The sequence below is a fragment of the Syntrophaceae bacterium genome (assembly GCA_013177825.1).
Classification (GTDB): domain Bacteria; phylum Desulfobacterota; class Syntrophia; order Syntrophales; family PHBD01; genus PHBD01.
In genome coordinates, this window is record JABLXX010000001.1 from 36,872 (window position 1) to 57,671 (window position 20,800).

22 protein-coding genes are annotated in these 20,800 nt (G+C 61.3%); 5 read left to right on the top strand and 17 right to left on the bottom strand.

Annotated features, from left to right (window positions below):
- Nucleotides 1-56: 56 nt before the first annotated feature.
- Genes HPY65_00180 through HPY65_00195 form a run of 4 tightly spaced genes read right to left on the bottom strand, consistent with a single transcriptional unit; the run spans nucleotide 57 to nucleotide 2,263 of the window.
- Nucleotides 57-671 carry a GerMN domain-containing protein gene (locus HPY65_00180; GenBank protein ID NPU82876.1) on the bottom strand — a complete coding sequence of 205 codons (615 nt, stop codon included), beginning with the start codon at nucleotides 669-671 and terminating at the stop codon, nucleotides 57-59.
- A gap of 8 nt (nucleotides 672-679) precedes the next feature.
- Nucleotides 680-1,447: a tetratricopeptide repeat protein gene (locus HPY65_00185; protein ID NPU82877.1), complete on the bottom strand. Its 768-nt coding sequence runs from the start codon at nucleotides 1,445-1,447 to the stop codon at nucleotides 680-682.
- Between the two features lie 19 nt (nucleotides 1,448-1,466).
- On the bottom strand, nucleotides 1,467-2,042 hold the full coding sequence (locus HPY65_00190; protein NPU82878.1) for an HD domain-containing protein: 576 nt from the start codon (nucleotides 2,040-2,042) through the stop codon (nucleotides 1,467-1,469).
- Nucleotides 2,042-2,263: a hypothetical protein gene (locus HPY65_00195; GenBank protein ID NPU82879.1), complete on the bottom strand. Its 222-nt coding sequence runs from the start codon at nucleotides 2,261-2,263 to the stop codon at nucleotides 2,042-2,044. The genes HPY65_00190 and HPY65_00195 overlap by 1 nt, the downstream gene beginning before the upstream one ends.
- A 275-nt stretch (nucleotides 2,264-2,538) precedes the next feature.
- Here HPY65_00195 and HPY65_00200 point away from each other — a divergent pair, with 275 nt between their 5' ends.
- A complete protein-coding gene (locus HPY65_00200) occupies nucleotides 2,539-4,167 on the top strand; it encodes a D-aminoacylase (protein ID NPU82880.1) in 1,629 nt (542 codons plus the stop codon).
- Between the two features lie 115 nt (nucleotides 4,168-4,282).
- On the opposite strand, the gene rfaE2 is transcribed toward HPY65_00200, so the two are convergent.
- Genes rfaE2 through rsfS form a run of 3 tightly spaced genes read right to left on the bottom strand, consistent with a single transcriptional unit; the run spans nucleotide 4,283 to nucleotide 5,949 of the window.
- On the bottom strand, nucleotides 4,283-4,771 hold the full coding sequence (gene rfaE2 / locus HPY65_00205; GenBank protein NPU82881.1) for a D-glycero-beta-D-manno-heptose 1-phosphate adenylyltransferase: 489 nt from the start codon (nucleotides 4,769-4,771) through the stop codon (nucleotides 4,283-4,285).
- Nucleotides 4,772-4,807: 36 nt separating this feature from the next.
- Nucleotides 4,808-5,581 carry a ComF family protein gene (locus tag HPY65_00210; protein ID NPU82882.1) on the bottom strand — a complete coding sequence of 258 codons (774 nt, stop codon included), beginning with the start codon at nucleotides 5,579-5,581 and terminating at the stop codon, nucleotides 4,808-4,810.
- Nucleotides 5,578-5,949 carry a ribosome silencing factor gene (rsfS, locus tag HPY65_00215; protein ID NPU82883.1) on the bottom strand — a complete coding sequence of 124 codons (372 nt, stop codon included), beginning with the start codon at nucleotides 5,947-5,949 and terminating at the stop codon, nucleotides 5,578-5,580. Before rsfS ends, HPY65_00210 begins: the two co-directional genes overlap by 4 nt.
- A 227-nt stretch (nucleotides 5,950-6,176) precedes the next feature.
- On the opposite strand from rsfS, the gene HPY65_00220 reads away from it, so the two are divergent.
- The 4 genes from HPY65_00220 (at nucleotide 6,177) to HPY65_00235 (ending at nucleotide 9,785) form a co-directional block, all read left to right on the top strand.
- On the top strand, nucleotides 6,177-6,983 hold the full coding sequence (locus HPY65_00220; GenBank protein NPU82884.1) for a sugar phosphate isomerase/epimerase: 807 nt from the start codon (nucleotides 6,177-6,179) through the stop codon (nucleotides 6,981-6,983).
- A gap of 179 nt (nucleotides 6,984-7,162) precedes the next feature.
- Complete coding sequence (locus HPY65_00225) at nucleotides 7,163-7,567, top strand: hypothetical protein (GenBank protein NPU82885.1); 405 nt, start codon at nucleotides 7,163-7,165, stop codon at nucleotides 7,565-7,567.
- Between the two features lie 83 nt (nucleotides 7,568-7,650).
- A complete protein-coding gene (locus tag HPY65_00230) occupies nucleotides 7,651-7,917 on the top strand; it encodes a hypothetical protein (GenBank protein NPU82886.1) in 267 nt (88 codons plus the stop codon).
- A 356-nt stretch (nucleotides 7,918-8,273) separates the two neighbouring features.
- Entirely contained in the window at nucleotides 8,274-9,785 is a 1,512-nt protein-coding gene (locus HPY65_00235; GenBank protein ID NPU82887.1) for a hypothetical protein, read from the top strand.
- Between the two features lie 9 nt (nucleotides 9,786-9,794).
- On the opposite strand, the gene HPY65_00240 is transcribed toward HPY65_00235, so the two are convergent.
- The 10 genes from HPY65_00240 to HPY65_00285 all read right to left on the bottom strand — a co-directional run bounded on the left by HPY65_00240 (nucleotide 9,795) and on the right by HPY65_00285 (nucleotide 20,765).
- Nucleotides 9,795-11,126, bottom strand: a complete 1,332-nt coding sequence (locus HPY65_00240; protein ID NPU82888.1) for a sigma-54-dependent Fis family transcriptional regulator — start codon at nucleotides 11,124-11,126, stop codon at nucleotides 9,795-9,797.
- Nucleotides 11,127-11,129: 3 nt separating this feature from the next.
- A complete protein-coding gene (gene gap, locus HPY65_00245) occupies nucleotides 11,130-12,140 on the bottom strand; it encodes a type I glyceraldehyde-3-phosphate dehydrogenase (GenBank protein ID NPU82889.1) in 1,011 nt (336 codons plus the stop codon).
- Nucleotides 12,141-12,150: 10 nt separating this feature from the next.
- Entirely contained in the window at nucleotides 12,151-12,714 is a 564-nt protein-coding gene (locus tag HPY65_00250) for a GAF domain-containing protein (GenBank protein NPU82890.1), read from the bottom strand.
- 180 nt (nucleotides 12,715-12,894) lie between these two features.
- Nucleotides 12,895-14,454 (bottom strand): radical SAM protein, encoded by a 1,560-nt coding sequence (locus HPY65_00255; protein ID NPU82891.1) that lies wholly within the window; start codon nucleotides 14,452-14,454, stop codon nucleotides 12,895-12,897.
- Nucleotides 14,454-15,044, bottom strand: coding sequence for a hypothetical protein (locus HPY65_00260; protein ID NPU82892.1), 591 nt, complete (start codon nucleotides 15,042-15,044; stop codon nucleotides 14,454-14,456). The genes HPY65_00255 and HPY65_00260 overlap by 1 nt, the downstream gene beginning before the upstream one ends.
- Nucleotides 15,045-15,054: 10 nt before the next feature.
- Nucleotides 15,055-16,527 carry a sodium:proton antiporter gene (locus HPY65_00265; GenBank protein NPU82893.1) on the bottom strand — a complete coding sequence of 491 codons (1,473 nt, stop codon included), beginning with the start codon at nucleotides 16,525-16,527 and terminating at the stop codon, nucleotides 15,055-15,057.
- A 107-nt stretch (nucleotides 16,528-16,634) separates the two neighbouring features.
- Nucleotides 16,635-18,281, bottom strand: a complete 1,647-nt coding sequence (locus HPY65_00270) for an acyl-CoA synthetase (GenBank protein NPU82894.1) — start codon at nucleotides 18,279-18,281, stop codon at nucleotides 16,635-16,637.
- A gap of 112 nt (nucleotides 18,282-18,393) precedes the next feature.
- Complete coding sequence (locus HPY65_00275) at nucleotides 18,394-19,206, bottom strand: enoyl-CoA hydratase (GenBank protein NPU82895.1); 813 nt, start codon at nucleotides 19,204-19,206, stop codon at nucleotides 18,394-18,396.
- A 30-nt stretch (nucleotides 19,207-19,236) separates the two neighbouring features.
- Nucleotides 19,237-20,199 carry a GGDEF domain-containing protein gene (locus HPY65_00280; protein ID NPU82896.1) on the bottom strand — a complete coding sequence of 321 codons (963 nt, stop codon included), beginning with the start codon at nucleotides 20,197-20,199 and terminating at the stop codon, nucleotides 19,237-19,239.
- 275 nt (nucleotides 20,200-20,474) lie between these two features.
- Nucleotides 20,475-20,765, bottom strand: coding sequence for a DUF3467 domain-containing protein (locus HPY65_00285; protein NPU82897.1), 291 nt, complete (start codon nucleotides 20,763-20,765; stop codon nucleotides 20,475-20,477).
- Nucleotides 20,766-20,800: the final 35 nt, after the last annotated feature.

Here is a 20,800-nt window from a genome sequence, read left to right on the forward strand (position 1 = left end):
ATCCGTTTCTCAGCGTCGATGCCGGATGTTCCGGGATCGGCCGCTGATCGCTCCGTTCAGGACTTGGCGCCCGGTGCCGTAAGGTTCCGCGGTGTGAAGGGCTTCCGCGTATCGATGTGTCCCCGGATGGAAGCCAGTTCCTTGCCGTCCAGCAGGATCCGGACTCTCTTGACCGCGGGGAGATTCGTACAGATTGAATTCGTCAGCGAAAAGACCGTTGCCATTTCACTCGTCCCACTGCCGGGGTGGGCGCTGACGAGGGTCTTGGTGAAGCTTACCTCCGCCGTTCCGTCCTCCCGGATCCGGACGCCCTGTACGTCCGCCTTCGACGGCAGGGTCGCCATGTTTCCCGTCTTGGAACCGGACAGGAGGGCCTTGACGATCTCCCGGGCCTGCTCTTCATCCGTCGCCTCCTTCGGAACGAATCGCTTCTCCGTGACGAGGAACCGCTCATTGGCGTCCGAGAAGTACAGAACGACCTCCCGCTTCTCCTTTCTCTGGGCTGTTCCCTTGCCGGAGGTCGGGAAAAGGGCGTCGAAGAGGGTCACAAAAAAGAAGATGAGGAGACCCACCACGGCCAGGGTGATAGCGGACAGGGCAAGCGTCCGCCATCCTTTTTTCTTTTTTCGGGTTCGGACTTCCATCGAGCGTTTCTGTTTCTTCGATGCCATGAGGATCCTCAGCGGGAAAGGGTTTTCAGGAATTCCCGAGCCCGGGCGGCGAAATCGCTGTTCGGTGCCTGCTGAACGACCGTCTCGAAAGACTTGGCGGCTTCCGTCTTCCTGCCTTGGCGAAGCTGGCATTCACCGAGCTTCAAGTGTGCTTCCGCATAGGCCGGCGACAGTTCCACCGCCTTCCCGAAGTGGCCGACGGCCTTGTTGCAGTCGCCCTCTCCCATCCGGACGAGGCCGATATGGAATTCGACCAGGGGAACGAGGTAACCGCCGCGGTCGCGCTGGATCGCTTCTGAAAACATGCGAAGGGCCATCGGATTGTCCTTCTTTTTGGCGTAGGTGCGTCCCAGATTGTAGAAGGCGAGGCCCGGCGTTTCGTAAACCGGGTTGGATATCGCGCGGTTGAAGGATACAATGGCCTCGTCCAGGCGGCCTGTCGAGTAGTAAATCGTTCCGATGGAGACGTGGGCCTCCGAGTAGTCGGGCTTCAATTCCAGAGCCCGGAGAAAGGATCTTATGGCCTGGGATGGCATGTTCTTTTCCATGTAGACGAGGCCGATCGCGTAATGGATTTTCGGATTGTCCGGGGTCAGTTTTTCCGCTTCCAGAAGCTCCTTGAGGGCGGGACTGAACTGGCCGGAAGTCATGTAAGCCAGGGCCATGCGCAGGTGCCGGTCCGCATTCGCCGTTTTCTCCTGTGTGGTTGCGCATCCCCACAGCAGGATCGCGCAGAGACCCGTGATGATGGTGAGCAAGAATCGCTTGCGGTTCATGGCTTCTCCTTTCGCGTATTCAGCCCCGGTTGCCGTTAACCCACCAGTCGCCTTTTTCCTTGAACCACCAGTCGGACCATTCCGTCTCCAGGATCGCAGTGGCGAGCTTCCGGCCGTTGTCCGTGCAGAGGCGCTTGCGGGCATAGGAAATCCACTCCGGGCTGTACTTGTTTCCCAGATCGCCGCATTCCTTCAGGATCAGGATGAGCGACAACTGGTCTGCATCGTGGGCGATCAGCGACTCGCGGGTCCTCTTTTCATTGAATTCCCGGACAGCCTCGCGAATGTCCTCGCCGAAGAAGAGGGTGGACGCCAGGTCCTCAACCGCCTTTTCCTCGTCCACGGTGACGTACTTCTTGTTCACATAGTTCATGTCTCCCGTCCTGGCCTCGGGGAGGTCGTGGAACAGGCAGATCTGCAGGACTTTCCGGAGGTCCGCCTGTTCGTCCAGGCGGCAAAGGGTATAACCGATGAAGAGCGTCCGCAGTACATGCTCCGCCACGGACTCCCCGCCGGAACCCAGGAACTGGAAGCCCGTTCGGGGCGTCCGCTGGAGCATGCCTACTTCAAAGAGGAAATTGGCGAGGTCTTTCATCAGGATTCCCTTTTGACCGTCCGGATCCGGTTCGCCATCATGTCCGCAATCTTGCGTATCTGCAACTGCAGGGCGCCGACGCCCTCGGGCTTCATGACGGCGAGGCGCTCCAGATGACCTTTCCAGTATTCCAATTGCTCGATTTCGTTTTCTCTCATCTTCTTTTCGAATTTGGCCTGGATCGCTTTGACAAAGGCTTCCTGCTGTGCCGGATCAGCCATGGTGTGTGCCTCCTCGTGATTGCATTCACCAACCGAACCGCCGGGCCGTCAGGTCCGGACGGCGATTCCGCCGAAATTCGCAAAGGCGCTCAAGCCGCACCGTATATACCACGTGTGCTTCATCTTGCAACGGGAAGTTTACGACCTGCCGGGGATTCCGGGCTCCCGGCCCCTGTCTTTTCCAACTTTCCTTTTTTTCCGTTTTCTGCTCTATTGGGCCTCCGCAGGCCGGCACCGCGGCCGGCGGGTTTCTCAAACCGGGACGGACACCCGTCATGAATCCAGGAAAAACGGACAGGGAATTCGACCTCGTCATCCAGGGAGGTCACGTCTTCAACGGACTCGGGACGCCGGGCCTGGATGCCGACGTGGCCGTCCGGGAGGACCGCATCGTTCTGATCGCGCCGGGTATCGCCCCGAAGCGCGCCCGGCGGGTGATCGACGCCCGCGGGTTGGCCGTCGCCCCGGGATTCATCGATCCCCACAGCCACACGGACCTGGAACTGCTCGTCAATCCCCGGGCGGAGAGCAAGATCCGGCAGGGCGTGACCACGGAAATCGCCGGGAACTGCGGATTCACCCTGTTTCCCATGGTGGGCGCCTTCCGCTCCGAGAAGGAGCGGCTGCTCCGGGATCGCTACGGGATCGATCTAACCTGGGAGGGAGTGAACGGTTTTTTCGATGCCCTTGCCGACCGGGGGATGGCCGTCAATTACGCCACCTTTCTGGGGCATGGCAGCCTGCGGCAGGCCGTGGTCGGCCCCGACGACCGGGCCGCCCGTCCCGGGGAGATCGAGCGCATGAAGGAACTCCTCGATGCCGCCATGCGGAGTGGCGTGATGGGCCTTTCCACCGGCCTGATTTATGCCCCCGGCATGTTCGCCTCCCCCGAAGAGTTGATCGCCATGTGCTCCGTCGTGGCCCACTGGGGCGGTGTCTATACGACCCATATGCGGGACGAGGGGGATTTCCTGGCGGAATCGGTTGAGGAGTCCATCGCGGTGGCCCGGGCCGCAGGGGTCAGCCTTCAGCTTTCCCACCTCAAGCTGGCCTATCCCAGGAACTGGCCCAAGGTTCACCAGGTCCTCTCCCGTATCTCGGAGGTCCGGGCACACGGACTGGACATCCTGGCGGACCGCTACCCCTACACGGCCACCTCGACGTTCCTGAGCGTGTTTTTCCCGCGCTGGGTCAAGGACGGGTCCATCCGGGAAAACCTGCTCCGGGTCCGGGACACCAACCGGGGGGAAGAACTGAGAAAACACCTCCTCCGGCAGGAGGAGAAGCTGGGAAGCTGGGACAGCATTCAGATCGCCTCCGTCCTGACAGAGAAAAACAGCCGCCTGGTAGGCAAGACGATCCTCCAGGCAGCCCGGGAATCCGGACGGGAACCATTCGATTTCATTCTCGATCTGGTTGTGGAAGAGAACGACCAGGTGGGAATGATCAATTTTTCCCTGAACGAGGAGACCTTCAAGCGCATCATCCTCCACCCCCTGGTCGTGATCGGATCCGACGGGTGGGCCCTGGCCCCCTACGGCCTTCTCTCCCGGGACAAGCCGCATCCACGTTCTTACGGAACATTCCCGCGCATGCTGGGCCGCTACGTCCGAGATGAAAAGATCATGTCCCTGGGACGGGCCATCGAAAAAATGACCTCCCTCACGGCGGAGAAGTTCGGGCTGACCGGGCGGGGACGTATTCAGAAGGGATGGTTCGCGGACATCGTGGTTTTCGATCCCGCCCGCATCATGGACCGGTCCACCTGGGAGAACCCTCACCAGTACCCGGTGGGTATCGGGCAGGTCATCGTGAACGGACGGGTGGTGATCGACGGCGGGGAGCATACGGGAGAGCTGCCGGGACGGATTCTCCGCCACTCGCCCCGGCAGATGAACATCTGACGGGGCCCGCCGTCGGTTCACCGCACGGCGATGTGCGAGCGGAACAGAGGAGCGTGCGTCCCGTCAGGAGGCGGCCCCGGAGAGGCCTCACCCGGCTCGGGGCCGGCCGGGGGAGTCACTTTGTCTCGGTGCCGTAGACCTCGAGAACCTTCCCGATGACATTCGTCGTCGAGACGCCCTCCGTAAGGGGCACGATCACGATCTTTCCTCCCCGGCGTTTGATCACGTCCCGCCCGACCACTGTCTCCGCGCTCCAGTCCCCTCCCTTGATGAGGACGTCCGGTTCCAGGAAGGCAATGAGCTCGCCCGGTGTGTCCTCGTCGAAGACGGTGACATAGTCCACCATCTCCAGCGCCGCCATGACGTCGGCCCGTTCCTTCTCGGGGACGATGGGTCGCCGCTCCCCCTTGATGGAGCGGACGGAGCGGTCGGAATTGAGGGCCAGGACCAGAATGTCGGCTGTCTTCTTCGCCTCTCTCAGGTAGCGAATGTGGCCCACGTGGAGGATGTCGAAGCAGCCGTTGGTGAAGGCGATCCGCTTGCCCTGTTCGCGGAGCTCTTCGAGAACCTGTTTCAGGGTCTGCCGGTCCAGAATCTTGTTCATGAGATTCTCCGTTTCCGATTCATGTTGGCCGGGACATCAGGCTTCCCGGCCACCATTTTTCAAATTCTCCCCGTGCGGATGGAGGTTGTCCACCGATCGCGCCAAGGTGAGGACCTTGACCTCCCGGGCACCGGCCCGGAGGAGAACCCGGGCGCATTCCTTCAGGGTGCTCCCCGTCGTATAGACGTCGTCCACCAGGAGGATACATTTTCCCTTGATCCGCTCCGCGCTCCCCACGGTAAAGACGCCCCGGACGTTTCGTTCCCTCTGCTTCCTGCCGAGGGATACCTGCGGGTCGGAAGGGACGGGTCTCCTGAGCGAACGGGCGTCGACGGGGATGCCGTGGCGCTTCCCGACGGCCTTCGCCAGGAGGAGGGACTGGTTGAAACCCCGCTGCCGCAGGCGCCGCAGATGAAGGGGCACCGGGACGACGAGGGAGGCCTCCCCGATCCGCAGGCCCGGATAGTCGCCGGCAGCCAGAAGGCGTCCCAGGGGCGATGCCAGGCGGGACTGCTCCCGGTATTTGAGCCGATGGATCATGGCCATCAGGATTCCATCGTGACGTGCCAGGGAGCGTGCGGTGACGAAAGGAGGAGGGCTGACCAGGCAGGAGCCGCAGGGATGATCTTTTTCCGCATCCGATTCGAAGGGCTCTCCGCAGACCGTGCAGAAGGGGGAATGAATGTAACCGATCCCGGTCCGGCATCCTTCGCAGAGGGAGAAACGCGCCCCGCTTTCCAGTTCGCCGCTGCAGGAAACGCAGCGGGGCGGAAAAACCAGGTCGGCAAGCCCCGCCAGGAAGGACTTCAACGCCCCGGGACCTCCTCGAGAACGTCCATGTGGGTGACGTCGTCGGGGATCTTCCATTGCGGTGCCTCCGACCACAGGCGTTCCAGGTCGTACAACTCCCGCACGGTCTCATAGAAGATGTGGATCACCACGTCTCCGTAATCCATGAGGACCCATCGCCCGTGTCGCTCGCCCTCGATGCCCAGGGGGCGTATCCCCCTCTCCTTCATATATTCCTGCACGGCGGCGCAGACGGCCTGGACCTGGCGGTCCGATTGGCCGGTGCAGAGGATGAAATAGTCGGTGAATGAGGAGAGGCTCCTGACGTCCAGAATCGTCAGGTCTTGTGCTTTCTTGGTAAGGCAGGCATTGACGCAGTGGAGGGCCAGTGCTCGGGAGTCGTTCTGCTCGGGGGCCAATCGAGTCTCCTTTCCGATTGTCCGGAGGGGGATCCCGGACACATCCGATATCCCATCCAGAGGAAATCACTTCGGAAATTTAATAGCAGCCCCACCACTCCATGTCAACGCAAATCTCCCTCTCCCGCTCTTGGACAATGCGGGGCGGTTGTGGTAAACGACCCGACAGCAGGCAGCCGGCCGCCGGGTGGAGAATCATGCAGGAAATCATTCAGCAGATTCATGTGCATGTCCCGTTTGCGCTCCTCAGGGACCGTTACCTGGAGTTCATGATCGAGAAGGGCTTGCAGCCGGAGATTTCCATCAGTCATGCCGCGCTGGAAACCTTCGGGAGGGACGATTTCAAACAGGTCGCCGGCCGGCTCCGGGCCGCCGGTGTTCCCGTCACGTTTCACGCCCCCTTCATCGACCTGCGGCCGGGCGCGGTGGATCCGGAGATACGCCGGGTCAGCGTCCGCCGGATCGAGCAGGTCTTCGAACTGGTCCCCCTGTTTCAGCCCAGGGTCGTGGTCTGCCATCCCGCCTTCGATCCCCGCTACTACATTTCCCAGGAAGGTGCCTGGCTGGAAAACAGCATCCGGACCTGGCGGCATTTCGAGGCCTTTGCCCGGGAAAGGGGAACGAGGATCGCCCTGGAAAACGTCTATGAAACCCACCCGGTCCAGCTGAAGCCCCTGCTGTCCGCCCTGGACCCTTCGGTTTCCTGCTTCTGTTTCGATACCGGCCACGGCAACGCCTTTTCCGGTGCCACGATGGTGGAATGGATGGACGAACTGGAAGAGTTTCTGGGTCATGTCCATCTTCACGACAACGCCGGCCGGACGGACGAGCATCTGCCAGTCGGCGACGGAAATTTCCCCTTTCCCGGATTCTTCGAGCGGCTCCGTTCCCTGCCGCGAAGGCCCCTCCTGACCGTGGAGGCCCACAGCGAACGAAATCTCTGGCGGACGGTGGGAAATCTCAAGGCAATGGGACTTCTCGAGGATTGGAACACTGATGCATAATTCCCCATTCCCCGGGGAAAAAGTCGACGCCTGTCCGGTCTCCAGCCCAAACGCCAACACGGATCCCTACTTAAAATAACCAATAACGACATACCGTTAGCGCGATTCCCTTCGCATCATCCCACCGTGGCATGACGGTTGCAGTATAAAGGCCAAATCGATATGGAGGCACCTGTTTCGTGAGACGTCTGGTTGTACTGGCGATTGCTGCGGCCCTGGTAATGTACGGAATGGGAATTGCCGCCGAGCAGACCTCCAAGCCGGCCGTTAAGGCCGAGCCGATCAAGGCCGCTCCCGGGAAGGCGAAATCATCGAAGGTAACGAGGATGCACGCCAGCGGCGTCGTCGTCGAGGTAACCGAGGGGATGATCCGGATTGAACGGCCGGTCAAGGGCAATTCCGCTACGGTTGAGACCATGCAGTTCATCCTGGAGAAGCCGGTGACGGTGAACGTCGGAGACAAGGTGACCGTATCCTATGTGAAGAAAGAGAATCAGGATGTGGCCATCCGGGTAACGAACGCCGTTTCTCGGAAAAAGGCGGACGCCAAGGGGAAACCCGCGACAGTCGCGCCGCCGAGATAGGACGGATACAGATTGTATGGGACCGTTCTTCTACGGGAGAAACGGAAACATAAAACAAAATTCCATGAAGGAGGTACAAGTAGATGAAACGTTTGGTGCTGTTGCTGGTTGGGTTTGTGTTCCTCTTCACGACGTCCGCGATCGCGGCCGAGAAGGCGGCTGCCCCGGCGAAGGCCGAGGCTGCGAAGGTTGAGGCGAAAGCCGATGCGAAGGCCGATGCGAAGGCCGATGCGAAGGCCGACAAGAAGGCCGAGAAGAAGGTGAAGAAGGCCAAGAAGGCCAAGAAGGCCAAGAAGGCCGAGAAGAAGGCCGAAGAAGCGCCCGCTCCTGCGCCCGCAGACAAGAAGTAAGCTCGAAGAGTACAGTATCGAGAAATCATTCTCGAAGAGGCACATCGGTTCGCCGGTGTGCCTTTTTTTTCGCAGGCTGTTGAAAAGGAGCTGTCTGCTTCGTTGCCCTCATCCTTCGCCGCTCGACGTACGCAATGGTACGCCTCGCGGCTCAGGGTTTCGGGCGCCTTGCATCCAACCCCTTTTGAACAGCCTGAAGAGGTGATCTATTGGCAGGCTGTTGAAAAGGAGCTGTCTGCGGCGTTGCTTTCACCGTTCGCCATCCAGGGCGTCCCGACAGGCCGGCCGGATCCTGTTGCATCCGGGGCCGTTTATGATAAGGAACAGCGAAACGGAATCATGACCTGGAGAGCCCCATGACCGTACGCGTCCGCATTCTCGTTGTAACCCTGGCCGGCCTTGTCATGGCGATGTCCGTCTGGGGGTGGATTCAACTTCGTGTCCTGGAAAGAATTCTTTTCGAACAGCAGATCAAGCGGCTCTATGACGTAGCGGAGACCGTCCACACGTACTACCAGCATTTTCCCACCCGCCAGGGACTGTCCGCCCTGGATCTGACGCTCAAGGACCTGATCCAGGCGGATCTTCGCTTCGCGCGGATCGACATTTTCACCATCAACAAAGACCGTACGGATGCGGATTACGTCGCCGGGGCGAGCCGCCTTCAGTACGAGTGGCCCGATTCAGCGGTGCTGTCCTCCCTGGAGCAGTCGCAGCCGAAATATACCGAGCTGGCCACCGACAGCGGTCCTGCCCTCGGCCTCCTGTATCCATTTACGGATCGGGAGGGACCGATCGTCGTAGGAGTCATCTCCTTTTCCCAGTCCCGGGAGGAGATTCTCTCCCGGGCCAGGATGCTGCTCGTTTACAGTACGGCGGGTCTCCTGGCGGGGATCCTCCTGGTGCTCGCCTTCATCTACGGCTGGATCATCGATCGGCCCCTCAAGGTGATCGTCGAGGCCATCGACGAGTTCCCGAGAGGCTTGTATAAAAAGAGAATTTCCGCCCGATGGAAGGACGAGTGGGGATACGTAGCGGAGCACTTCAACTCCATGGCCGACGAGATACAGCGGGTCCATGGGGAAAACCAGCAGCTGACCCGGCGCCTGGAGCAGCGGGTCCAGGAGGCAACTTCGAAAGTGGTCCAGTTGACCAAGCAGGTCAACCAGCTCCAGCAGCTCACCGCCCTGGGATACCTGACGGCTACGCTGGCCCACGATCTGGGGACCCCTCTCCACTCCATCGCCGGTATGGCGCAGCTTCTCCTGGAGCGGGGCGGCTGGCCGCCGGACGTGCATCGCAAACTGGAGCTGATCGTCCAGCAGACCCAGCGACTGAATCTCGTCATCAAGAATATCCGCCGCGCCACGAGGCTGCCGGAGCCCCATGTGGAGGCACTGTCGGTCCAGGACCTCTTCGGAGAGACCTCGGCCCTGGTGGAACCCTTGATTCAGAGCACCGGCGTTTCTTTGACCGTAAGGATCGAAGACGGAGTGCCCGCACTTTACCTGGACCGTCACCGGACCCAGACGGCCCTGTTCAATCTGATCCAGAATGCGCTGGAGGTGATGCCGGACGGAGGCGGCATTGTCCTGTCCGCCCGTTTTGTGCCGGTAAGGAACGCTGTGGCCATGTCCGTCCGGGACGGGGGGCCTGGCATCCCCCCGGAACTCCACGAGAAAGTCTTCGAACCTTTCTTCAGCACCCATGCCGAGGAAGGCCTGCGGGGGCTGGGACTGGCCATCGTCCAGGACATCGTCAAAATGCACGGGGGGGAGATTGAGCTGAAGAGCCGTCCCGGGGAGGGGACGGAGGTGATCCTCTACTTCCCGGTAGTCGATAAGCCGTCCGATAAACCGTCTGCCTGAACGTTTCCTTCAGGAGCCGTTTTCCCGCTGCAGACCGTAGCGAAGAATCTTGGTCCGGAGCGTCTTACGGTCGATGCCGAGGAGCGTCGCCGTCCGGCTCTGGTTCCACGAGGTCGTCCGGAGCGTCTGGAGGATCTGGTCCCGCTCCGCCGACTCAAGGGGCGTTATGGACGGGAGGGTCGGTTCATCGGCCCGTTCCAGGCGGAACCGGAGCGGCAGATTCTCCGGCAGGATAACGGCAAAGGGCGAGAGCAGGAGCGTCTGCTGAAGGACGTTTTCCAGTTCCCGAACGTTTCCCGGCCAGTCGTAGGCCATGAACCACTCCATGGCCTCGTCGGAGACGCGGACCGTCGGGTGCCCGATTTTCTGCAGCAGGGATTTCACCAGTTGGGGAATGTCCTCCTTGTGGTTTCGGAGCGGCGGAATGTGGAGGCGGACGACGAACCGGTACAGGAGGTCCGCTCGGAAGCGCCCGCTCCGCACGTCTTCGTCGATGTTCCGGTTGCCCGCCGCCACCACCCGGACAGAGGCATGCCGGACGTCATGTCCTCCCAAGCGCCGGATCTCCCCGTTCTGCATGAACCGGAGAAGCTTCCCCTGCAGGGCGGGCGACATCTCGGTGATTTCGTCGAGGAAGATGGTCCCGTCCTTGGCGGCTTCCAGAAGTCCCGGATGGGAATGATCCGCTCCCGTGAAGGCTCCCCGCTCATAGCCAAACAGTTCCGATTCGAGAAGCGTGTCCGGAATGGCACCGCAGTGGACGGGGATGAAGGGCAGGTCCCGGCGGGCGCTGAACTGGTGAAGGGAGCGGGCCGTCAGCTCCTTGCCCGTGCCGCTTTCCCCCTCGATGAGGATGCTTGCCGAGGCGTCGGCGACCCGGGCCAGCTGCTTGTAGAAATTCACCATGGTCGCGGAGGAGCCGATGAAGTGCGATTCCGTTTCCGCCTTGGGTTCTCCCTTCATCCGCAATTGGTGAAGGCTTTTCACCTCCAGGACCTTCCGGACCATGGCCCGGATGGCATCGGGAGAGAAGGGCTTGCTGATATAGTCCCAGGCGCCGAGACGGAGCGCTTCCATCGTCGTCTCCAGAGATCCGAAAGCCGTCATCATGATGACGGGAACCTGTGGCCAGGACTCGTGGACGGCGCGAAGAAACTGCAGCCCGTCCATGTCGGGCATCCGGATGTCCGACAGGAGAAGGTCGTATCGGGACAGGTCCTCCTCCAGCGCCTTGCGGGCCGAGGTCCGGGCATGGATCTCATGCCCCTCCCGGGAGAGCGCTTCCTGGAGGAACTCGCACGCCACGGCGTCATCGTCGATCACAAGGATGCACACGCTCATCGATCAGAGTCCCTGCCTGCCGATGTATTCGATCAGATCGGCCACCCGGCACGAATATCCCCATTCGTTGTCGTACCAGGTTACAACTTTCGCCCAATTTTTCCGCATGACCTGGGTGAACTCGATATCAACGATGGAGGACCGGCTGTCTCCCCGGAAATCGCTGGATACGAGGGGCATCTCGGCAACGCCGAGGATGCCTTTCAGAGATGTTCGCGCCGCGTTCCGGATCACCTGGCGGAGTTCGTCCGTCGTGGTCTCGCGGCTCAGTTCCGCCGTGAAGTCCACGACGGACACGGTCGGCGTGGGAACGCGGAGGGCGTAGCCGTCGAATCGCCCTGCCAGTTCCGGCAGGACGAGGGAGAGGGCGCGGGCGGCCCCCGTGGTCGTCGGAATGATGTTCTGTCCCGCCGCCCGGGCCCGGCGGAGGTCCCGGTGGGGCAGGTCCAGGATCCGCTGGTCGTTCGTATAGGAGTGGATCGTCGTCATCATGCCCCGCTCGATGCCGAAGTGGCGGTGCAGGACCATGACCGGCGGCGCCAGGCAGTTGGTCGTGCAGGAGGCATTGGAGAGGATCTGGTGTTTTTCCGGGCGGTAACGCTTGTGGTTGACTCCCATGACGACCGTCAGGTCCTCTCCCTTGGCGGGGGCGGTGATGACGACCTTTTTCGCGCCCGCCTCCAGGTGGGCCGCCGCCTTCGATCCCTCCGTGAAGAGGCCCGTGCTTTCGATGACCACCTGGACGCCGGCTTCATCCCAGGGGATCTGGCCCGGATCGCGGAAGGCGAAGCTTCGGACGGCACGCCCGTTCACGGAGAATCCGTCCTTTCGGACGCGCACGTTTCCGGGGAAGCGGCCGTAGTTCGTATCGAAGGAGAGGAGGTGGGCGTTCGTGGCGACGTCAAAGAGGTCGTTGACGGCAGTGACGCTCACGGTTCCGGGACAGCGCTCCAGGATGGCCCGGAAGACCTGCCGGCCGATGCGGCCGAATCCGTTGATACCCACTCTGATCATTGGTTTTTCCCTAGTTGTCGTCGATGCGGAGCTTGTGGGCCGCCATCAGCTCGCATCGGGTTTCCAGCGCTTGGTGCAGGCGGGCATTGTCGAGGGCAATGGCGCTCAAATGGGCTACGGCCTCCAGAAAGCGGATCTCCCGTTTCGAGAAATCCCGGATCGTATCGGTGTAGGCGCGGAGCACTCCCAGGACCTTCTTTTCCCGGATGAGGGGAACGACCAGTACGGAGGCGATTCCCTCTTCCCGGGCCTTGGGTCCGTACTGGAAGTCCGGGTCCGTCCGGGCATCCGGGACGATGCAGGTCTTTCCCCGGAGCGCCTTTTGATCCAGCCCGCTGGCCTCGATCAGGATGGGGCCCTTCTGAAGGTAGTTCTCGGAAAGGCCGCAGGATGCCCCCAGGAGCAGCCTTTTCTTCCGGGCGTCCAGGAGACGGAGACTGGCCGCCTTCAGTCCCATGGCGCTCACCACGGACCGGACGATTTCCTCCAGGACGCGGTCCGGATCCAGGGAGCCGTTGATCAGTCGGGTCACCTCGTAGAGGGACTCGAAGTAGTCCTTTTCCTTGGTTTTCATCTTTCAGGACCTCGGGATGAGGATGGGGCGGATTGGGCGTACTCTAGGATTCCCATGACCGGCTGTCAACTGAAAAGAACTTTTCCGTGAATCGGCACGAGGGAGGGCGCAGCTTGTGCGGACGAAGGTCCGAGGCGGAACGCCGCAGACCGGAGGCCTGAAAATCCGTGGGACGCCGGCTCAGTGCCGGTTGCGGGAAAAGAGGGCCCGCGCAAAAAACGGGGCGTGATTGGATGTGAAGAGCGGCGGATCCCGCCTCAGGATGGAGGCGATGGCGGGATGCCTCCTGAATTCCGACTGGAGGAAACGGCGGACGGCTCCCCGATCCCAGCCCCGGGGGTGATGGAAATCACGGTAGAGCGAGAGATCCCCTTCGTAGAACGGCCGGATATCGAGACCCGAGGCGTAAGCGCTCCCGACGGGAAGGTTGAAGACGGCCAGATTCAGAAACCCGATCGATTCGCTATGGCGGGCCGTGAAATACAGGGTTTCCCGGGCCTCCGGCTCCGCTTCCCCGGGCGTGCCGAAAAGCAGGTACACGTATGCGGCGATGCCGGCAGTCCGCAGGCATGGCAGGGCCTTGGCCGCCGTCTCCAGGCGGATTCCCTTGTTGAGCGAGTCGAGAATCTTCTGGCTCCCCGATTCGATCCCGATCTGGAGCATCACGCACCCGGACCGCTTCAGGGCCGTGCAGAAATCGGGATCCGCCAGATCCCGGGAAACCCGGACGAAGCCATACCAGGGAGCGCCGGGGGGATCCGCGATGATGGCTTTCAACAGGGCCGGGGAGAGGGTGTTGTCCAGGAGGTGAATCAGGACCGGCCGGAGTTCCGTCGCCAGGCTCCGGATCTCTCCGGCGGCCCGTTCCGGCGGGATCGGGCGGAAAGGACGGCCCTCTGCATGTTCGGGGCAGAAGGAGCACTTCCCGTAGGAGCATCCGGAAGATGCACTGTAGGGCAGGATCGGGCCGGGAGCGAGATAGGAAACCCCGACGACGGGATCGGAGGCGGACAGGAGATCCCGGTAGTACGGCCTCGCAGGGAGAGAGCCGGGCGACTTTCCAAGACGGGAAAGGAGGCGGGCCTCTCCGGGGCCGTCGATGATTTCATCGACCAGCCCCCGGAAGGGGACGCCGAAGCCGGGCCGGCGGGACCATGACGTGGCCAGCCCGCCCCCGAGGAGAATGCGCAGGTTCGGCTGGAGGCGGCGCAGATGGCCGATCATTGCGAACGTACAGATGGCCTGGCTCAGGTAGTTGAGGGAAAAGCCGACATCCGTGAATCCCGGATCGGCGAGGAGGGAGGAGAGGCGGTCCCGGAAATACGGGAAAAACGGATTCTTCCCGGGATGTTCGGCTGCCGCCAGCAGGTCGTCGGTGCGCAGGGGGGACAGCACCGGATCCTCGTAATTGGCCAGGGTCACCCGGGGAAGGCCCTCCGGGCAGGATCGCTCCAGTGCCCGGTTCACGTCGGAGACCGCGCGACGGTAGCGATCCGGGTTCTCGTAGCCTCCGGCCGTTGTCAGCAGCCGGAGATTCTTCTGCAGTCCGGAGCGGGCCCGGCGGGTCCACGTGTCGGCGGAATCCCCCGGGAGTGTCCGCTCCAGGAGGTGTTGAAGGCCCTCCCGGTTTGCATCCAGAAGAACATGGGGAACGTCGTGTGCACGGAGTGCTCCCGCCAGCCGGGCGATGCCGGGCGGCGGTTCGCAGGGCTTGGAGACCGGGGGATGGACGAGGAGGATCACAGAATCCGCTCACCGTAATCCAGGTGAAGGTCTCCCAGCTTGACCACCTCGAAGCGCCCCACCTTGTGATACAGGGCGAATACCTCCCGGATGGGGCCGGATACCCGTCCCTTCCATCTCATTTCGTATTCGTGGAGCGGGGCGTAGGCCTCCACGCCCTTTCCGTCGGGGTCGATCTTTTCCTCGGGAGCAAAGGGGGGATCGACGGCGACGCCTTCCGGGGGAGCGCTGAAGAGATCCCGGAGGGAACGGCCGATGTCCCGCGAATAGGTTTTCACAGAGAAACCGAAGGATGCACCCATGACTTCCCGGACGGAAACGACCTTCAGCGGGAGTGTATCCCTCCGCCGCTGGAGGGCCTCCCGGAGCAGGCTGCGCAGCTCCGCCTCGACGATGACGGTGGTGCTTTCCTCCCGGTGCCCCATCATGCGGAAGAGAAGCTCCAGCGGATTCTCTTCATCCAGTTCGTAGTCGTCGCCGAAAAAGGTCTCGCCACTGATCTCCCGGCCTTCGAGATAGCCGATGATGAATCCCTTCAGGAGGTCGTGGCTGCCCTCCACGGTCACTTCATAATAGGTCGGATTCATGGCGTGCCTCCTAAAAGAAGATGAATGTCACGAGGATGAAAATGGGAAGCAGATAGGGAATGGAGTACTTGAACATATACCCGAAGAAGCTTGGCATGTCGACGCCGGCCTCCTCGGCGATGGACTTGACCATGAAGTTCGGGGCGTTGCCGATATAGGTGTTTGCCCCCATGAAGACGGCCCCGGCGGAGATGGCCGTCAGGTAGCCGATGAAGGCCGGGTTCGCCGTGGCGGTTCCCGCCGCCAGGGCTATTGGGACCTGGGCCTCCGTCAGCCCAACCTTGCCCAGGGCCATGTTGAAGAAGGTGAGATAGGTCGGGGCGTTGTCCAGGAACGAGGAGAGGCCTCCGGCGGCCCAGAAGTAATGAGCCGGCGTCTGGACGGCCGCCACGAGAGGTGCCATCGCCCCCTCGAGTCCCGCCCTCAGGATTGCCAGGGCCGGGATGATGGTGATGAAGATGCCGGCGAAGAGCTTGGCCACTTCCAGGATCGGACCCCAGGAAAATTCGTTCGCCTCGCGCAGCTCCTTCGGCGTGATCTTCAGGGAAACGAGGCCGAGGATGACGATGGCGGCGTCCCGGAAGAGGTTCTGGTAATGAACCTCGACGCCATAGAGGGTGAGATGGCCCGCCTTCCAGTAGCCGCTCACGAGAATTGCCGTCACGACACCCGCGAGAAGGAGAAAATTGTAGGTTCCGGCGATTCCGATGGGGGTTCGCTCCGTTGCGGCGGCTTCCCGGAAGGCCTTCTCTTTCCGGAAATAGAAGATGTCAACGGCGAGGAACAACAGCAGAAGCAGCGCTGCCGTGACAAGCATTTCCGGCAGGATGCCCGTGGTGACCCAGAAGAAGGGCACGTTATGGAGAAATCCGAGGAAGAGCGGCGGGTCTCCCAGGGGGGTCAGGGATCCGCCGATGTTGGCCACCAGGAAGATGAAGAAGCAGATCACGTGGGCCTTGTGGACCCGGTCGCGGTTCGCCCGGAGGACCGGCCGGATCATGATCATCGCGGCGCCGGTGGTCCCCACCCAGGAAGCGAGGAACGTCCCGATGAGGAGAAGGATCGCGTTCACGAGAGGCGTTCCCCGGAGGGATCCCTTCACGACGATGCCGCCGGAGATGGTGAACAGCCCCCACAGGAGGATGATGAAGGGGATGTAGTCGATCAGGCCGATATGGAGGATCGAGTAGGAGGCGACCCGCCAGTCGAAGACCACGAAGGGGACGGCGAAGGCCAGGGCCCAGAAGGCCGATACCTTTCCGAAATGATTATGCCAGAAATGGGGAACGAACAACGGACACAGGGCGATGGAGAGGAGAATCCCCGCAAAGGGCAGAACCGTCCACACCGGGAGGATTTTCCCGATCTGGTGGGCCGCCTCCTCCAGGCTGCCGGATGCCCAGCAGGACGACGGCTCCGCAAAGAGAAGAAAGAGGGCCGTCCATGCCATAAAGGCCAGGAAAGAACGTTGCTTCGGATCCATGGTTTCCTCATCGCGAATTTGAGCCCACCGATAACAGAAACGGTCCCGACAGGCAACAAAAAGCCCCCTCCCGGAGGAGGGGGCCGTCTTGCCGGACCGTCCCGGGATCAGCCCGGGGCATCCTTCATGGAGATCCGCATCTCCCGCTTGAGGATCTTTCCCGTCGGGGTTTTCGGCAGGGCGTCTACGAAAACAACCTTCTTGGGGCATTTGAACGGTGCCAGATTCTTCCGGCAGTGGTCCATCACCTCCTGGGCCGTCATGGTCTCTCCGGGTTTCAGGACGATGATCGCCGTGACGATCTCGACCCACTTGGGATCGGGCAGGCCGATGACGGCCACTTCCTGGACCCTCTTGTCCAGATAAATGGCGTCCTCCACCTCGCGGGTGGCCACGTTCTCTCCGCCCGTCTTGATCATGTCCTTTTTCCGGTCCGCCACGGTGATGTAACGGTCCGCGTCCATGATGCCGATGTCACCGGAATGGAACCAGCCGCCCTTCATGGCCTCTTCCGTCTTTCCGGGCTCCTTGAAGTACATGATGAGCGCATGGGGACCTTTCCCGCAGATTTCGCCGGGGACGTCCGGGACTGCCACGACCTTCCCTTCGTCGTCTTCCAGGTGTGTTTCCATGTTGAGACCGCCCAGGCCGGCGGACCCGATCTTGGCGAGGGCATCCTTGGCCTTCAGGATCGTGTGATACGGCGCGAGCTCCGTCTGGCCGTAGTAGTTGTAGATGCGTACGCCCGGCAGCCGCTCCATCATCTCTTTCAGGATCTCCATGGGCATGATGGAGGCGCCGTAATAGCATTTCTTCAGGCTCGAGAGGTCGTGCTTGTTGAATTCGGGATGGCGGAGCATGCCGATCCAGACAGTCGGAGGCGCGAAGAAGACGGTGGCCTTGAATTCGGCGATGCTTCTCAGGATCAGGCCGATGTCCGGCAGGGTCAGGACATTCGTCCCGCCGACCCAGAAGATGGGGTTCATGAAGACGTCCCGCTGGGCGCAGTGGTAGATGGGCAGGGCGTTGATGGAGATGTCGTCCTCGTCGTACTGTCCGTCGACAATGGCTCCCATATACTGGGCCATGAGCGCCTGGTTGCTGATGATGACCCCTTTGGGCAGGGCTTCCGTGCCACTGGTGTAAGTCATCTGGCAGGGATCCTCGATGTGGAGGATCACGTCCGGCTCGTCGGCGGGATATTTCGAGTACCAGGCGTCGAAATCGAGAAACCGGTCGCTCGCGGACGGTTTGCCGGCACCCTGGTTCGACCAGATCCAGGTTTTCACCGTGGGCATATCGTCCAGCACATCCTTGACCAGGTCGAACAGGGCGTCCTCGACAATGAAGGCGACGCTTTCCGAGTGGTCGATGCAGTAGGAGATGTCCTTGCCCCGCAGCAGGTAATTGATGGCCAGGTAGATGGCGCCGATCTTGGCGCATCCGAGCCAGGTGATGACATGGTGGATCGTATTGTGGGCCAGGATGGCCACCCGGTCGTACTTCTTCACGCCCAGGTCGGTCAGGGCGTTGGCCATCCGGTTGCACTCCTGTTCCAGCTGGCTGTAAGTGAGGGTTTTCCCCTGGAAGATGACCGCCGGCTTGTCGGGATAGTGGTAGGCGCTCCGGCGGATCATGTCGGCGATGACCCAGCGGTTCACCTTGTTGTAGCGGTTCATCAGGAATTCAAGGTTTTCCTTGTTGATGACATTGTATCGTTTCTTGTCTTCTTCCATCAGTGGTGCCCAGACCATGTGAGGCCTCCTTCAGCTCGTGTCAAAGGTTGATGAATGATGGGATGAACCATGAGTGCCATGCCAGAGCTGACCGGCGTTGTCCTTTCACCTCCTTTCCGTCGGCGCGGATTTACTTTCCTTTCCAGAGAGGTTTTCGTTTTTCGAGAAAGGCCCGCATGCCCTCCCGGGCATCCCCGGCAAAGAGATTTCCAACCATGATCTCGCTGCCGAAGGTGTAGGCCTGTTCGTCGTCGAGGTTGACCTGCGTGTAAAAAGCGCGCTTGCCGATGGCGAGCGTCAGGGGACTTGCCTGGGCGATCTCTTCCGCCAGGGACAGGGTCTCCGTCTCGAGGCGGTCGAGGGGAACCACTCGGTTTACCAGACCCCATTCCAGGGCTTCCCGGGCGGTGACCATGCGGCCGGTGAACAGCATCTCCAGGGCCCGTTTCCGGCCGACGGCCCGGACAAGAGGAATGGCCGGCGTGGTGCAGAACACGCCGATCCTGACTCCCGGCGTGCCGAAGGTCGCGTCCTCTTCAGCCAGGGCAAGATCGCAGGCCGCCACGAGCTGGCATCCGGCGGCGGTGGCCACGCCGTGGACCTGGGCAATAACGGGCTGCGGGAGCTTCTGGAGCCTGTGCATGAATGCGCTGCAGGTCCGGAAGATATCCTGGTAATGCGGGAAGTCGCCGTCCACCATCTCGCCGAGGTTGTGTCCCGACGAGAATACCTTGCCGGCGGCGCGTATGATCAGGACCCGGACGGACTCGTTCCCGGCGACGTGATCCGTCAGGAGAGCCAGTTCCCGGAGCATGTCCAGAGAGAGGGCGTTCCTCCGCTCCGGATGGTTCAGGGTTAGGACTCCGATGGGACCGAACGTCTCGAACCGGATGAACCGGAATTCCAAGATGCTCCTCCTTTCGGGATCCGACGGACCGGTCATGCCGGGGCCGCCATAAGCTGTCGAAAAGGATCAGCGGGAGGCCTGGTCCCGACCGCTTTTTTTGGCTCGGTACAGGGCCTGGTCGGCGGCTTCCAGAAGTTCACGCGTCGTCTGGCCTGCTTTTTTCGAGGCCACGCCCACAGAGATGGTCGGATGGGGAAGTTCTCTTTCCTCCATGGCAATGGGAGGTGCTTCGCGCAGCGACTGGCAGAGCCGCTGTGCGATCCAGTCAGCCTCGGATTCATCGACATGGGGGACGACGATCACAAATTCATCGCCCCCGTAACGGCCGAGCGGTTCGGAAGGACGGAGATGGCTGGCAAGAATCCGGGAAACCGAATGGAGGATCCGGTCACCGCACAGATGTCCGTAATGATCGTTGAAATTCTTGAAATGGTCGATGTCGATCATGAAGACCGTGAGTGGGATCCCGCCCACTTCGCAGCGCCTGCAGAGACGTTCCAGGGCGTTGTCGATCCAGTGGCGGTTGTGGATTCCCGTGAGGGCGTCGACGGTTCCATAGAGCTGGTAGACCTCGTCGAGCTGGTTGTTCCTGGTCAGGACGTGGTCCGTGTTCCGGAGACGACAGGTCAGGATGACGAGCAGGTTGCATGCCGCTGCGTGGGAAGAATGGACCAGGGACCAGAGGATGTCCTCGTCCATGACGAGGAGCTGGCAGATTTCGTGTGCCACTGCAAATGCCGAGGTCAGCTTGCCGTCGAGGACGGACATCTCGCCGACGGTCTCGCCGGCGCCCAGGATCGTGAGGGGATCCGCATCCATCGATTCCAGGTGAATCCTCACCTTGCCACTCAGGATCAGGTAAACGTTCGTATTCGAACGGCCGGGCTGGAGCAGGATTTCTCCCTCCTGCAGGGTCCTGATGCTGCATGCCTCCAGGAGGCCCATGATGGAATCCAGATTGACGTAACGGAAGAGCCGAATGCGCTCCAGGTCCTCTCGGGGCACGTTGTCGAGAAAAATTGTCGTCATGGGTCCTGTCGCTGGTGAAGGATGAAGAAAGTTTAGTACCTATAAATGGCCTGCTGTATTCTGTCAAGAATTCAGGTGCAGGTTTTCGTGTTCGGGACTTGCCCCGCGGACTGCCGGATCGCCCGGAATCACCGGGCGCTTCTTCTCCGGAGCAACTGGGCGGAAGATCCCCTTTTCACGCGGCATGCGTTTCAGGGTGACGCGGTTGAAGCCGGAGTGATCCTTGCCGTCCGGGAAAAGCGACGCAGACCGTCTCATCCCTGGAAAGGGGAGGGTCAATGAAAATGCGGATCCACCGATTCTCTAAAGGGAATGCGGCCGAACTGCTCCTCGTATCGTTCCAGGTTCTTCGTGAGCAGATCGATGATCCGCTTCACGTGAGAAGGGCTCACAATGATCCTGGACACCAGGTGGATCCCCCCGGGGGAGCTCAGGAGCCAGTCCAGAATGAATTCCTCGGGGTTGAACGCCACGGCCAAGTTGTTGCTGTAGCGTCCCCGCGCCATGTCGTCGCCGGTGATGATCTGGACGCTCTGCTGGGGGGGAGTCGTCGATTCGTTCGACATCAGAATCTCCTTTCGTTGCCGAATAAGATGGAAAC